Origin of the sequence: Streptomyces sp. NPDC005820, assembly GCF_040630255.1 — a bacterium.
GTDB lineage: Bacteria > Actinomycetota > Actinomycetes > Streptomycetales > Streptomycetaceae > Streptomyces.
The window spans coordinates 59,802-73,408 of the sequence record NZ_JBEXXE010000044.1 but is presented as its reverse complement, the minus strand read 5'-3'; the positions used below and the strand labels follow the sequence as shown (position 1 = coordinate 73,408).

The window sequence follows — 13,607 nt, the reverse complement described above, 5'->3', positions numbered from 1 at the left end:
GCCCACCTCGCAGGGGCCGTTTCCGTCAGACGGCTACTCGTCCAGCCAGGCATCGGCGCCCTGCACAGATGTCACATATCTGATACGAGGTCATCGAGCATCTGTGCTGACAGCCCTTCAAAAAATCTCGCCGGAAGGACGTTGAGCCCTGAAGCAATGCGCAGAAGAGTTAACACGCTCGGATTGCGCTGCCCGTGCTCGATATAGATGAGCCCACGAAAACTTAGTCCGCTGCGCTCAGCAAGCTCCTCCAGGCTGTATCCCTGCTCCTCCCGCAGACGTCGGATTTGCATACCGATGGACAGAAGCCGCGGATCCGGCGGTGGTTGACTTTCAGGCACACGGCGACTTGACCGTTACGCCACCATGGACACCATGAACAGCTGTGCATAATTACCGGCTACGGCGGAAAGAATGGACTGAGACCCGCAGCGAGCCACAGAGGTTCGCAGCGGCCCAAGGACGCATGCCACGCCGAGCCGCCAACATCCAGAGAGAAACGCCTCCGCGGCCAAGCCACCAAGCATCAGCTGGCACAACAGCACGCGAATCAGGTCTACGAGCAGGCACATGAGCACATCGAGAGAACCGTTCGACCGCTGGCACAAGACATATCCGAAACCAGAACGCGGTGACACACCATGTCGATGCGGCACGCCGCATCGACCTCTCTACCCGTCCGCGGACCACGGCCGAGGTCATCGCTGGCAGGCCCGGTACACCGACTGCTCAGGAAAAGAGAGACGGCCGACCTTTGCGACCTGGCAGGAAGCCCGCAACGTCCTGGAAAAGGTACTCATGGAGTTCGAAAGGAAGAGGTCGCGAGACAACAATCCGGGAAGTCTGCAGGTTGAATACTTTGCAACCGAGATAATGAAGAGGAGGCGCAAACGGAAGAAGAACGCCAATACCTGCGACACCTACGAAAGCCATCTCCGGACCCACATCCTGCCTTTCGCCGGCCACCGCACCGCAAGCAGCCTGCGCCGCCCCGATTCCATGGCCTTCGTCGACTACCTCCTCGACAAGCGAGACATCGAGTCAGCCTGCACCGTCGTCCAGATCTTCAAGACCTGGCGCATCCTCATGCACTACATGCTGGACGAGGATGTCCCGCTCCCTGCCAACATTGTGGCGCGGATAGAACTCCCGGACGTCACGCCACGCGTCAAGGTCGTCCTGACACCTGCACAAGTCGCGGCAGTCGCAGCGGCGATGCGGAAGGTAGCGCCTCGCTATGAGGTCCTCATCTGGCTTGGGGCCTGTGCCGGGCTGCGCCAGGGCGAGGCTTTCGGGCTGAAGCGGAGCCAGGTCGCCTGGGAACACGATCTTCTTCACATCGAAGAGCAACGGCAGCGCGGTAAGGCCGTACGCCTGAAGACCAAGGCCAGTTACGCGACCTTGCCGGTGGATCACTTTCTTATCGAGCAGCTCACACGGCACACGTCACGCTTCTCCGAGCCAGAGTCCATTTCACCGAGCGCCGAGCGCCGTCGCCGGGCACGAGGTTACGTCGAGCCGCCGGACGAGAGCCTGATCGTCACGAACCGACTTGGTCGCCCCGTACTGCACACCGATTTCCATCAGAAGTGGCGGAAGGCAGTGAAACAAGCCGGGCTCCCGGACAGAACCCGCTACCACGACCTCAAGCACTTCTACACCACCGCGCTCGGCGGCTCCGGGAAGCACGACCCGAAGACCGTGCAAGCACTCTCCCGGCACGCCAAATTCTCCGAGACCTGGGACACCTACGCCCACCCACCCCTCGCTGTCGAGGAGGTCACGGTCACCGTGTTCGGAACCGCGTTCTCACACATCGCCACGCTGACGGGCGTAATAGCGGATTGCGCTGGGGTATCTCGCCTCCTGCTCCCGGTACATCAGGGCCTCGCCCATGAGGGCACTGAGCTGCCACTCGTCGCCCCGGGCTATGGCGAGTAGACGGAAGCCCGGTGTGCGGTGAGGGAGCCGTCAGGTACTTGAGCCGGATCCCGTCGATCACGAGGCCTCGATGCTCACCGCCGTGGACCGGTCGACATCGGAGACCCGACTCCAGCCCTCCAAGTGCTCAGCCTCCGAGTCTCCTCCCGCATGCGTACTCCGGCCGTTGTCGGTGGTCCCTCCTATCCTGAGTTGACGTGGACCACGCATAAAGGACGGAGGATCACTCCATGGGGTGGGACAACAACACGCGGCCTCGGCCTCCCAGATCCGGCCGGGCTACGGCGGGCACTCCGGTGTCCTTCTCGGAGCACTGACCGGATGCCGCAGCGCAGCGTCCAGCAGCGGGCCGGGTTTCGGGGCGAAGCATTCGTCGACAAGGCCGTCTCCGACGCCGGCCACGTGTGGAACGACACCAAACGTGACTTCGCCGTCGACGGTCAGATCGAGTTCGTGGACGCCGACCGGGAAGTCACCGGTGTCGCCGTACTGGCCCAAGTGAAGGGCACAGAAGTCGGATTTCGCGGCGAGACCGCCACCGAGTTCAAGTTCACGTGCAAGGCCGACCACGTCGACTACTGGCTTCGGCTGGGCCGACCTATCGTGCTCATCTGCGTCGACCTGCGTATCCAGCAAGCATGGTGGAAGCGCGTCGACACCTGGTTCGCCGACCCTGAACGCAAGGCGCGGCGCGTCGTTCAGTTCGACAAGGCTTCAGACCGCTTCGACCCCGATGCCTTCAGCCGGCTGTCAGCCATGGGCGTGCCCGTGGGGGAGCCGTTGCCGCGGCTCGAAGGAAGCGAACAGCTGGTCTCGAACCTCCTCGTGATTGAGGGCTTCGCACCGCTCATCTACGAGGCGTCCACGCCGTGTCGCGACCGCGGTGATGCCTGGGAGCGGATGCGGTCGAACGGCAACCAGTTCGAGAGCGGCTTCATCCTGGCCGCCGGACGGATCATCTCACTGTGCCGACTGGATGAAGGCCCGCTCTCCGTGCTCTGCGACGGGCCCGTCACCTCCATCCCGACGCAGAACTGGGCGAGCACTGAGGATCCGGATCTCCAGCGACGCTTCGTGTCCCTGTTGAACTTCACCTTGCGCTCCGCCCATCATCCCGAGTTGGTCTGGCATCCCACGAAGAAGATCGTCTACATGCAGGCCCCACCGGACCGATCCAGCCGGAAGATCAAAGGCCGCTACCGAGGCAGCCGCGGGCGCGCCTTCTTCGCCCCGTACTTCGGCAAGGACGACACAACCAAGATCAGCTTCTGCCGTCACTACGCTGCCGGCCTGTACTTCCGCCGCTGGGGCGAGCAGTGGTTTCTGGAGATCAACCCCACCTACCAATTCACCATCGACGGCCAACGCGACTCCCTGTACGACGCCGAGTACGTCCAGAACATCAAGAGGATGGAACGCAACAACGCCGTCTACCAGCTCGTACGCGCCTGGGCCGACTACCTGCAAGGCGACGACACCCTGTTCAGGAGCCGGGATGAGCGCATCCGATTCGGTCAGCTCCTGCAGCTCGACTGCGATGCAGCCATCGACGAAAGCGTCTGGATTGCGCAAGAACCAGCACCGAAGCCGAGCGTGAACGGGCTGGCCGAGGGACTGTGGGAGCTGCCGCAATGAAAGCACCAGTGCTCCATGAGCCGGAACTGGAGTTCCGCGCCGGAAACCGCCACATCGATCCCCGCTACGGCATCAGCGTGTACGGACCGACCGACGCGGACTCCCCCACCGGGCCCCGTCAGATCCCCATCGCCCTGGTCGGCCCCGCCCATGCGGTCGACGGCATCCGGAACTGGCTGCAGCGCTGCCAGAACCAAATCGAAGCCAAGGAGACAAAACCCGGTCAGGAGAATCTCCACCAGCCGTTCCCCGGTTTCAGCGCCGACTCCCCGTTCGGTGCCCAGCTCGTCTTCGACGACGCCCTCGTCCGCGAGATCCCCGAACGCCAGCTGCGCCGCCTGGCCCGCGCCGACATTGCCTCCGCCACCGCCGACGCGGTCGCGCTGTACGCCGACGCCGCCCGGTCTCTGGCCGAGACCGGGCGCTGCCGGGTCATCATCTGCGCCCGCCCCGAAGAACTCCAGGACAGAGAAGACCGTCCGTCGTCGGAGGAGGCCGCTGGTGACCGCGAGGAGGAACAGTGCGAGCGAGAGGCCGGAGGCGATTTCCACGACCTGCTCAAGGCCACCGCGCTCACCCTCCCGGCTCCCCTGCAGCTCATGCGCAAGGAGACCTGGACCGGGATTCCGGCCAAGACCAACGGTCAAACCGTTCGCCCGCTGCAGGACGAGGCCACCAGGGCCTGGAACCTGCACACCGCCCTGTATTACAAGGCCGGCGGGACCCCCTGGCGTATGCGGCGCCACAGCTCCGACCTGGCTACCTGCTACGTCGGGGTCAGCTTCTACCGCAGCGCGAGCGGAAACGAACTGCACACCGCCGTCGCCCAGGTGTTCAACGAACGCGGCGACGGCGTCGTCGTCCGCGGCGGCACCGCCCAGATCTCCAAGACCGACCGCCAGCCCCACCTGACGCTCTCCGACGCACGGCAGCTGCTGCTGGACGCCCTGGCCGAGTACCGCACCACCCACGGCCACCAGCCCGCACGCATCGTCGTACACAAGACCTCGAACTTCACCGCCAATGAGATCGACGGCTTCCACGAAGCCGCCGATCTGCGCGAGATCGACCATGTCGACCTGCTGTGGATCCAGCGGCGCGGTGCCCCGCACCTCTACCGAACCGGGCAACTCCCCCCGCTGCGCGGCACCAGCGTCCAACTGGACGCCCGTTCCCTGCTCCTGTACACCCGCGGCTCAGTACCGTACTTCCGGACCTACCCCGGCCTGTACGTCCCCCAGCCCCTGCTGATCCGGCCCGCAACACACGGCACAGATCTACTGACCGCCGGCACCGACATTCTCGCCCTGACCAAGATGAACTGGAACAACGCCCAGCTCGACGAACGCGACCCCCTCACCCTGCGCACCGCCTACCGAGTCGGAGCCATCCTCAAACACGTCCCGGCAGAGGCACGAATCGCCACCCGCTACGCCTACTACATGTAGGCAAAGGCACCCTCAATAGCCCGAGCGGCCTCACCAGCGCCTTCGCGGCGGGGGTTGTGCCTGAGCACCGACAAGGTCGGCGACCGCTTGCTGTCGGCCGCCTCCGCCGTCACCTGACGCCTCTTCACGTCGAGGGGAAACCGAAGGGCTCCCGCAAGTCACGTCCTCGCGGAAGCCCTTCGTCCTACCGCCTGCAAGTGAAGGTTGAGAAGACGATCACGAGCAGGACGTTCTCATGCGCTCAGGGGGCGAGGAGCAGGCTGTCGCCGCGCTCCTTGGCGGCGGCGTAGCGCCGGGCCACGTCCTGCCAGTTGACGACGGCCCACATGGCGTCGATGAAGTCGACCTTCTGGTTCTTGTACTGCAGGTAGAAGGCGTGCTCCCAGGCGTCGAAGACGAGGATCGGGGTGGAGCCCTGGCCGACGTTGCCCTGGTGGTCGTAGACCTGCTCGACGATCAGGTGGCCGCTGAGCGGCTCGTAGGCGAGGACGCCCCAGCCCGAACCCTGGGTGGTGGCGGACGCCTTCGTGAGCTGCGCCTTGAAGCCCGCGAAGGAGCCGAAGGACTCGGTGATCGCGTCCGCCAGGTCGCCGACACCGTCGGCGGCCAGGGGCTCACCGCCGCCCTCGCCCGTCATGTTGTGCCAGTAGATGCTGTGCAGGATGTGCCCGGAGAGATGGAAGGCCAGGTTCTTCTCCAGGCCGTTGATCGAGCCCCACGACTCCTTGTCCCGCGCCTCCGCGAGCTGCTCCAGCGTGTCGTTCGCGCCCTTGACGTACGCCGCGTGGTGCTTGTCGTGGTGCAGCTCGATGATCTCCGGGCTGATCACCGGGGCGAGCGCCGAGTAGTCGTACGGGAGCTCCGGGAGCGTGTAAACCGCCATGTCCAACGTCCTCCGACATAATTGCCACTCATGTGCAACTGCACGCTAGCAGCAAGAGAAGCGCGGTGCCGATCAGGCGTTGGTCCTAGGACCGTGTGCCGTGTCGTGGTGCGCGCGGAATACGGCACTTCGAGTGGGGCGGGGAGGTGAGCGGGTCCGCGCGGGCGGCGCGTGGCGGCATGGCGGCGCTGCCCGAGCCCCGTGCTCTGTTGCAGCGGCACGGGCTGCGCTGCACCCCGGGGCGCCTGCAGATCGTCGCGTTGTTCGCCGCTTCGGCGCGTCATCTCTCCGTCGCGGAGGCATGGGAGGAGCTGAGCCGGAGTGGGCCTCCTGTGCACCCCACCACGGTCTACCGCACCCTGGAGACCCTCACGGCGGTCGGCCTGACGCATGCAGTGCACGGGCCCGGTGCCACGCGCTACTGCGTCCTCGGGGAGCCGCACCATCACGTCGTCTGTCAGGACTGCGGCGAGGTGGAGGGGCTCGCTCACGAGCGTCTGAGGGAGGCCGTGGGCAGGATCGAGGAGCTGACCGGGCTGCGGCCGGACGCTTCGGGGTCGCTGCTGGTGTACGGCCGTTGTGCCCGGTGCGGCGACTGAGCCGCGCCAGAACATCGAGCGGGCCCTCGACGGAGACCGATGTCTCGCTGTCGAGGGCCCGCTGCGGGACCGGCTCTCACACGCTGAGCGCCGCCCGTACGGCCTGCTCGGCGCCCGTTCCGCCCTCGCCCGAGGACGTCACCCGTCCGGCCTCCAGAACGTAGTAGTGCTGGGCGGCGCGCATCGCGAAGCCGACGTGCTGTTCGACGAGGAGGACGGAGAGTCCGCCGCGCCGGGTGAGGGCGAGGATCGTCTCCTCGATCTCGGCGACGACCGACGGCTGGATGCCCTCCGTCGGCTCGTCGAGCAGCAGGAGCCTGGGGCGGGTGATCAGGGCGCGGGCGAGGGCGAGTTGCTGGCGCTGCCCGCCGGAGAGCAGACCGGCGCGGCGGCCGGACAGCTCACGCAGGACCGGGAAGAGGTCCAGCGCCTCGGCGACGGCCTCCTTTCCGTCGGATCGTCCGTCGGCGACGAGTTGGAGGTTCTCGGCGGTGGTCAGGTGGGGGAAGGACTGCTGGCCCTGGGGGACGTACGCCATTCCGCGGGCGACCCGCTGGTGCGGGGCGAGGTGGGTGATGTCCTCGCCGTCGAGCCGGACGGTGCCGCTCCTGGCCTTGATCAGGCCCATGGCGGCGCGCAGCAGGGTGCTCTTGCCGGCGCCGTTGTGGCCCAGGACGGTGGCGACTTTGTCCTTCGGGACCGAGACCGTGACGCCGTGCAGGACCGTGGTGCGGTCGTAGCCGGCCTGGACGGAACTGATCTCCAGCATCTGACTCACGCCTCCTCGGCGACGGCCACGGGGGTGGCGGGAGCGGGCTCGGGTTCCGCGGCGCGGCCGAGGTAGACCTCCTGGACCTTGGCGTCGGCCTGTACCTCGGCGACGGTGCCCTCGCTGAGGACCTTTCCGGCGTGCAGGACGCTGACGCTGCGGGCGAAGGAGCGCATGAAGTCCATGTCGTGCTCGATGACGACGACGGTGCGGTCCGCGCTGATCCGCTGGAGCAGTGCGCCGGTGGCCTCGCGTTCGTCGTGGCTCATGCCGGCGACGGGTTCGTCGAGCAGCAGCAGCTTGACGTCCTGGACGAGCAGCATGCCGATCTCCAGCCACTGTTTCTGTCCGTGGGCGAGGACTCCGGCGGGGCGGTCGCGGAGCTCGGTGAGTCCGGTGGTCTCCAGGGCCTTCGCGACCGGCTCGGGGATGTCCTTGCGGCGGCGGAGCATCGTCCACACGCTCCGCCCGGCGCCCGCCGCGATGTCGAGGTTCTGCAGGACGGTCAGTTCCTCGAAGACCGTGGCGGTCTGGAACGTACGGCCGATGCCCATGCGGGCGATCTTCTGCACCGGTTTACCGAGCAGGTCCTGGTCGCCGAAGCGGACCGAGCCGGTGGCCTTCACCAGGCCGGTGACGGCGTCGACCAGGGTGGTCTTGCCGGCGCCGTTGGGGCCGATGAGGAAGCGCAGGTCGCCGGGGGCGATATCCAGGTCGACGCCGTCGACAGCCGTGAAGCCGTCGAAGGTCACTCTCAGGTCGCGGACGGTCAGTCCCTCGCCGCTCATGCCGTCTCTCCCGTCGTACGAGTAGCAATAGCGGTACGGCGCCTGCGCAGGACGACGCCCAGAGAGGCGAGCCCGCCGGGCAGGAAGCCGACCGCCACGACGAACAGCAGGCCCTGGAGGTACGTCCACGCGGCGGGGAAGGCGTCCGAGAGGGTGCTCTGCGCCCAGGCCACGGCGATCGCGCCGAGTACCGCGCCCACCAGGGAGGCCCGGCCTCCGACGGCCGCGCCGATGACGAAGCCGATCGACGGCACGATGCCGATCAACGCCGGGGAGATGATCCCGACGGCGGGGACGAACAGCGCCCCGGCCAGCCCGGCCGCGCCGGCCGCGAGGACGTACGCGACGAGCTTGACGTTGGCCGGGTCGTAGCCGAGGAAGCGCACCCGTTCCTCGGAGTCCCGTACGGCGATGAGGAGTTCGCCGTAGCGGCTGACGAACAGCTGGCGGGCGCCGATCATCAGGAGCAGCAGGACGGCGGCGATGACGAAGTACACCATCCGCTGGTTGACCGGGTCGTCCAGCGAGTAGCCGAAGAAGCCCTGGATGTCGGTGAGGCCGTTGGTGCCGCCCGTGGTGGCCTGCTGGCCGACCAGCCAGATCGACAGCGCGGCGGCCAGGGCCTGGCTGAGGATCGCGAAGTACGCGCCCTTCACCCGGCGGCGGAAGACGAAGAACCCGAGGACGGCGGCGACCGCCATGGGCAGCAGCACGGTCATGGCGAGGGCGAACGCCGGGTTCGCGAAGGGCTTCCACCACCAGGGCAGCGTGTCTCCGGTGCCGTAGAGCTGCATGAAGTCGGGCAGGGTCTCGCCGGTCGCGGCGGCGTCGGTGAGTTTGAGGTGCATGGCCATGGCGTAGCCGCCGAGGCCGAAGAAGACGCCCTGGCCGAGGACCATGAGCCCGCCGCGGCCCCAGGCGAGGCTGACGCCGACCGCGACGATCGCGTAACACAGGTACTTGGCGAGGAGGTTGAGGCGGAAGTCGGAGAGGAGGACCGGTGCGACGCCGAGCAGGAGCACGGCTCCGAGGACGAACCCGGCCGGGACGCGGAACCGCTCCAGCAGGGACAGGGACTGCGGCGTCACCACGGCGGGGGTGGCGGTGGTCGTTGTCGTCATGCCAGGCTCCGGGTGCGCAGGGTGTACAGGCCCTGGGGTCGCCACTGCAGGAAGGCGACGATCGCCACGAGCACGATGACCTTGGCGACGCTGACCGTCGTCGAGTACTCCAGCACCGACTGCAGGACACCGAGCGCGAAGGCGGTGATGACGCTGCCCTTGAGCTGCCCGATACCGCCCACCACGACGACGAGGAAGGCGTCGACGATGTAGTTGGTGCCCATCGTGGGTCCGATCGGTCCGACCAGGGTGAGGGCGACACCGGCCACGCCGGCGAGGCCCGAGCCGATGAAGAACGTGATGCGGTCGACCTGGCCGGTGGCGATGCCGGAGACCTCGGCGAGGTCGCGGTTCTGGACGACAGCCCGGATCCGACGGCCCAGCGACGTGAGTTTCAGGATGAGGGTGAGGGCGAGGACGCTCAGCAGGGCGAGGCCGAGGATGAACAGCCGGCTGCTGGCGAAACTGACGCCGCCGCCGAAGGAGATGCTGCCGGTGAGCAGGTCCGGGGCGTGGGTCTGCACGTTGGGGGCGCCGAAGATGTCGCGGGCGAGTTGCTGGAGCATCAGCGAGACGCCCCAGGTCACGAGCAGCGTGTCCAGCGGGCGGGTGTAGAGGCGGCGGATGAGCAGCCATTCCAGCAGGGCGCCCATGGCTCCGGCGACCAGGAAGGCGACGGGCAGGGCGACGAGCAGGGAGACGCCCGCGCTGCTGATGGATTTCTGCAGGACGTACGTGGTGTAGGCGCCGGCCATGATGAACTCGCCGTGCGCCATGTTGATGACGCCCATCTGGCCGAACGTCAGGGTCAGGCCGAGGGCGATGAGCAGCAGGACGGCACCGATGCTGATGCCGGTGAAGGACTGGTTGAGGATGACCGTCATGGGGTCGGCTCCGGGTCGGGGACGGAGGTGCGGGTGTGCGCGTGTGCCATGGGCGTGACCCGGCCCCCCACGAGAGGGCCGGGTCCGGTGCCGGGCGGGGCGTGGCTCAGGAGAGGCCGGAGGCCCAGGAGTAGCCCTTGAGGTACGGGTCCGGCTTGATCGGCTTGCCGGAGTTCCACACCTCGGTGATCAGGCCGTCGGAGCCGACCTTGCCGATCCGGGCGGTCTTGTAGACGTGCTGGGTGGCACCGTCGACGGTGACCTTGCCCTCGGGGGCGTCGAGTGCGATGCCGTCGGAGGCGGCCTTCACCTTCGCCACGTCGAAGGAGCCGGCCTTCTCGACCATCTCCTTCCACAGGTAGACGGAGATGTAGGCGGCCTCCATCGGGTCGGAGGTCGGCTTGTCCTTGCCGTACGCCGCCTGGTACGCCGCGACGAACTTCGTGTTGGCCGCGCCCGGGGTGGTCTCGTAGTAGTTCCAGGCCGTGAGTTGGCCGTCCAGGTACTGGGTGCCGATGCTCTTGACCTCCTCCTCGGCGATGGAGACGGAGAGCACCGGCAGGCTCTTGGCGGTCAGGCCCGCGGACTTGTACTCCTTGAAGAAGGCCACGTTGGAGTCGCCGTTGAGGGTGTTGAACACCGCGTCGGCGCCGGCGCCCTTGACCTTGTTGACGATGGTGCCGAACTCCGTGGACCCCAGGGGCGCGTAGTCCTCGCCCACGACCTCCATGCCGTTGGCCTTCGCGTACGCCTTGATGATTTTGTTGGCGGTCCGCGGGAAGACGTAGTCGCTGCCGACCAGGTAGAGCTTGGTCAGGCCCTGCTTCTTCAGGTAGTCGAGGGCCGGCACGATCTGCTGGTTGGTGGTCGCGCCGATGTAGAAGATGTACGGCGACTGCTCCAGGCCCTCGTACTGGACGGGGTAGAACAGCAGCGACTTGTACCGCTCGAAGACCGGCTTGACGGCTTTTCGGCTGGCGGAGGTCCAGCAGCCGAAGGTGGCAACGACCTTGTCGTCGGTGATGAGCGCCTCGGCCTTCTCGGCGAAGGTGGGCCAGTCGGAGGCGCCGTCCTGGCTGACGGCCTTGAGCTTCTTGCCCAGCACGCCGCCCGCCGCGTTGATCTCCTTTACCGCGAGCAACAGCGCGTTGTGGACGGTGACTTCGCTGATCGCCATCGTGCCCGAGAGTGAGTTCAGCAGACCGACCTTGACCGTGTCCCCGGAGGTGTCGGCCTTGGCGCCGGAGCCGGTGGACGTGCTGTCGCCCGTCTTGGCGCCGCACGCGCTGAGGGCTGCGGACGCGCCGACGGCCGATATGCCTGCCAGAAGACCGCGTCTGCTGATGCTGAACCCGGACATGCACAACCTCCTTGCCCCGAAGGGCGATACGAAGAGAGCGGAAAGACTCTGGGGGGAGGGATGAGGGGAAGGCGCTTCAGGGGCGGCGGCGTCGACGCACGGGTTCCCCAGCCGTTCCGGGGTGACCTCCGGGCTGGTCGCTGAAGTGCGACCACAGCCTGCGGGGAAACTGTTTCAACCGCGTTTCAGAGCAATTGAAGAACAGTTTCCAGCGGAAGTAACGCAGCCGTTAAAACAGAAGAAGCCGCTGCTGAATACGCCCGTTCGAGGGCATCACAGCAACGGCGATCAATGCTTCCTGCGGAAAGGATCAGTTTTTCTGATTCCCCTTGTCAAGAGCCCGGTGATCGACGATAGGCTCAGGCACCAGCCGGCGAGCACGAGTTGGAGGAGCACGATGGCGAGACGGCCCCAGGAACTGCTCTACCTGCTCACGCGGGCCGAACGTCTCGCCGTGCGCCGAGTGCAGTCCGTCCTCGACGAGTTCGACTGCTCCGTGGAGGCGTGGCGGGTGCTCGACCTGCTATCCGACGGGCAGGGCCACAACATGACAGCCCTCGCCGACCACGCCTTCCTGCCGGCTCCCAGCCTCACCAAACTGATGGACCAACTCGTCGACCAGAACCTGGTCTACCGCCGTGTCGACCCGGCCGACCGGCGCCGCGTCCTGGCCCACCTCACCCCACGGGGCAAGCAGCGGTGGCAGTTGCTGGCGCGTGAAGTACGGACCGACTGGGGGGACTTGGAGCATCTGCCTGCGGGCGAGGAGCTGGACGGCCTGCTCACGCAGCTGGCCGAGGCCCTGGAAGGACGGCCCACGACCGGCCCGGCACGCGTTACAACAGGTCGTGCGGGGAAGGCAGTTGGGCGAGCACGTTGAAGTCCAGCCCGTCCGCCTCCGCCAGGTAGATGCGCTGGCGGACATGCCGGTCATGAAGGTGGAGCAGGCCGCGCGGGCCCTCGTAGGAGACCGTCTCGGCGGTGGCGGAGATCGCTGAGACGTCCAGGGTGCGGGCCCGCTCGATGAGCGAGGCGAGCAGCAGCACCCCTTCGTAGCAGGATTCGCCGAGGCTGCCGGGGGCCGGAGCTTCGATGCCGAAGCGGTGAGCGTACTGGCCGTGGAAGTCCAGGGTGTCCTGGTTCGCCAGTGAGGCGAAGAATCCGGCCGTGCTGAAGAGGTCCCCGGTCGTCCCCGGACCGCTGGCCATCAACATGTTCTCGTCCATCAGGGTGCTCAGCCTGAGACACCGCTGGTCGAGGCCGGAGACGGCGAAGGCCCGGTTGAAGCGGACCGCGTCGCTGCCGACGAGCAGCATGAGCACACCTTCCGCGTCCGTGTGCTCGATGCGCCGCAGCACGTCGGCGAAGTCCTCGGTACCCAGCGGCAGGTACGCCTCGCCGCACACCCGTCCACCCCGCAGCGCGCGGGCGTAGCGGCGGGCGGCCCGGGCGGTGTGCCGGGGCCAGACGTAGTTGTTGCCGACGACGAACCAGCGGCGTACCCGCCGCGTCTCGGCGAGCAGCCGCATGGCGGGCAGCAGCTGCCAGTCGGGGGTCTCACTGGTCATGAAGACACCGTCCGTGCGCTCCCCGCCTTCGTAGAGAGCGGTGTACACGTACGGCACCCGGTGTGCGATGCGCGGCGCCATGGCCTGCCGGACGGAGGAGATGTGCCAGCCGGTCACGCCGTGCACCGCACCGGTTGCCACCAGGGCCTCGACCTCCTCGGCGACCTTCTGCGGGTCGGCCCCACCGTCGATCTCCAGCAGCCGCAGTTCCTTGCCGAGCACGCCGCCGGCCTTGTTGATCTCCTCGGCGGCCAGCCGCGCGCACGCCTCACAGGCGGGACCGAAGATCCCGGCAGGCCCCTGCATCGGGTACACGAGCGCGACGTTCAGGGTCGAATCGTCGGCCGTGAACCACTCGGGGGCGTGGAGGTGGAGCGGCCGGCGCATGCCCCCATGATTGCCCGACGGCGATCAGCACCCAAGCACCGGCCGGGATCGCAACCGATTCGTAGGCATGTGGAGGCGATGCGCGCAACCCGGCAGGAGGCGCGGGGCAGCACCCGAGGACGGACGTGTCACACACGATGGCCCCGCGCCCGAGTGACAGTCTCGGGCACGACTCCCCCTTTCTGCAAGTACATCGCTATTGCACATTATTTGCAATAGAGCTC

At 67.1% G+C, this 13,607-nt stretch carries 13 protein-coding genes; 5 read left to right on the top strand and 8 right to left on the bottom strand.

Annotated features, from left to right (window positions below):
* Positions 1-71: 71 nt before the first annotated feature.
* The gene (locus tag ABZ464_RS40180; protein WP_359286413.1) at positions 72-341 is read right to left on the bottom strand and encodes a helix-turn-helix transcriptional regulator; all 270 of its coding nucleotides are present in this window, start codon (positions 339-341) and stop codon (positions 72-74) included.
* 229 nt (positions 342-570) lie between these two features.
* On the opposite strand from ABZ464_RS40180, the gene ABZ464_RS40175 reads away from it, so the two are divergent.
* The 3 genes from ABZ464_RS40175 to ABZ464_RS40165 all read left to right on the top strand — a co-directional run bounded on the left by ABZ464_RS40175 (position 571) and on the right by ABZ464_RS40165 (position 5,024).
* Positions 571-1,941: a site-specific integrase gene (locus ABZ464_RS40175; RefSeq protein ID WP_359286410.1), complete on the top strand. Its 1,371-nt coding sequence runs from the start codon at positions 571-573 to the stop codon at positions 1,939-1,941.
* Positions 1,942-2,262: 321 nt separating this feature from the next.
* Positions 2,263-3,576 (top strand): DUF4365 domain-containing protein, encoded by a 1,314-nt coding sequence (locus ABZ464_RS40170; RefSeq protein ID WP_359286408.1) that lies wholly within the window; start codon positions 2,263-2,265, stop codon positions 3,574-3,576.
* A complete protein-coding gene (locus ABZ464_RS40165; RefSeq protein WP_359286406.1) occupies positions 3,573-5,024 on the top strand; it encodes a hypothetical protein in 1,452 nt (483 codons plus the stop codon). Before ABZ464_RS40170 ends, ABZ464_RS40165 begins: the two co-directional genes overlap by 4 nt.
* A gap of 241 nt (positions 5,025-5,265) precedes the next feature.
* Here the strand turns inward: ABZ464_RS40165 and ABZ464_RS40160 are convergent, their stop codons facing one another.
* Positions 5,266-5,907, bottom strand: coding sequence for a superoxide dismutase (locus ABZ464_RS40160; RefSeq protein ID WP_359286403.1), 642 nt, complete (start codon positions 5,905-5,907; stop codon positions 5,266-5,268).
* A 146-nt stretch (positions 5,908-6,053) separates the two neighbouring features.
* Here ABZ464_RS40160 and ABZ464_RS40155 point away from each other — a divergent pair, with 146 nt between their 5' ends.
* Entirely contained in the window at positions 6,054-6,506 is a 453-nt protein-coding gene (locus tag ABZ464_RS40155; protein ID WP_359286401.1) for a Fur family transcriptional regulator, read from the top strand.
* A 76-nt stretch (positions 6,507-6,582) separates the two neighbouring features.
* Here the strand turns inward: ABZ464_RS40155 and urtE are convergent, their stop codons facing one another.
* The 5 genes from urtE to urtA form a co-directional block, all read right to left on the bottom strand.
* The gene (urtE, locus tag ABZ464_RS40150) at positions 6,583-7,275 is read right to left on the bottom strand and encodes an urea ABC transporter ATP-binding subunit UrtE (RefSeq protein WP_359286398.1); all 693 of its coding nucleotides are present in this window, start codon (positions 7,273-7,275) and stop codon (positions 6,583-6,585) included.
* Between the two features lie 5 nt (positions 7,276-7,280).
* Positions 7,281-8,063, bottom strand: coding sequence for an urea ABC transporter ATP-binding protein UrtD (gene urtD, locus ABZ464_RS40145; RefSeq protein ID WP_359286396.1), 783 nt, complete (start codon positions 8,061-8,063; stop codon positions 7,281-7,283).
* Positions 8,060-9,184 carry an urea ABC transporter permease subunit UrtC gene (gene urtC, locus ABZ464_RS40140; protein WP_359286393.1) on the bottom strand — a complete coding sequence of 375 codons (1,125 nt, stop codon included), beginning with the start codon at positions 9,182-9,184 and terminating at the stop codon, positions 8,060-8,062. Before urtC ends, urtD begins: the two co-directional genes overlap by 4 nt.
* Positions 9,181-10,068 (bottom strand): urea ABC transporter permease subunit UrtB, encoded by an 888-nt coding sequence (urtB, locus tag ABZ464_RS40135; protein ID WP_359286391.1) that lies wholly within the window; start codon positions 10,066-10,068, stop codon positions 9,181-9,183. Before urtB ends, urtC begins: the two co-directional genes overlap by 4 nt.
* A gap of 106 nt (positions 10,069-10,174) precedes the next feature.
* A complete protein-coding gene (gene urtA / locus ABZ464_RS40130; protein WP_359286389.1) occupies positions 10,175-11,428 on the bottom strand; it encodes an urea ABC transporter substrate-binding protein in 1,254 nt (417 codons plus the stop codon).
* Positions 11,429-11,825: 397 nt separating this feature from the next.
* Here urtA and ABZ464_RS40125 point away from each other — a divergent pair, with 397 nt between their 5' ends.
* The gene (locus ABZ464_RS40125; protein WP_359286386.1) at positions 11,826-12,308 is read left to right on the top strand and encodes a MarR family transcriptional regulator; all 483 of its coding nucleotides are present in this window, start codon (positions 11,826-11,828) and stop codon (positions 12,306-12,308) included.
* Here the strand turns inward: ABZ464_RS40125 and ABZ464_RS40120 are convergent.
* The gene (locus tag ABZ464_RS40120) at positions 12,265-13,383 is read right to left on the bottom strand and encodes a substrate-binding domain-containing protein (RefSeq protein ID WP_359286385.1); all 1,119 of its coding nucleotides are present in this window, start codon (positions 13,381-13,383) and stop codon (positions 12,265-12,267) included. The genes ABZ464_RS40125 and ABZ464_RS40120 overlap by 44 nt on opposite strands.
* Positions 13,384-13,607 lie beyond the last annotated feature (224 nt).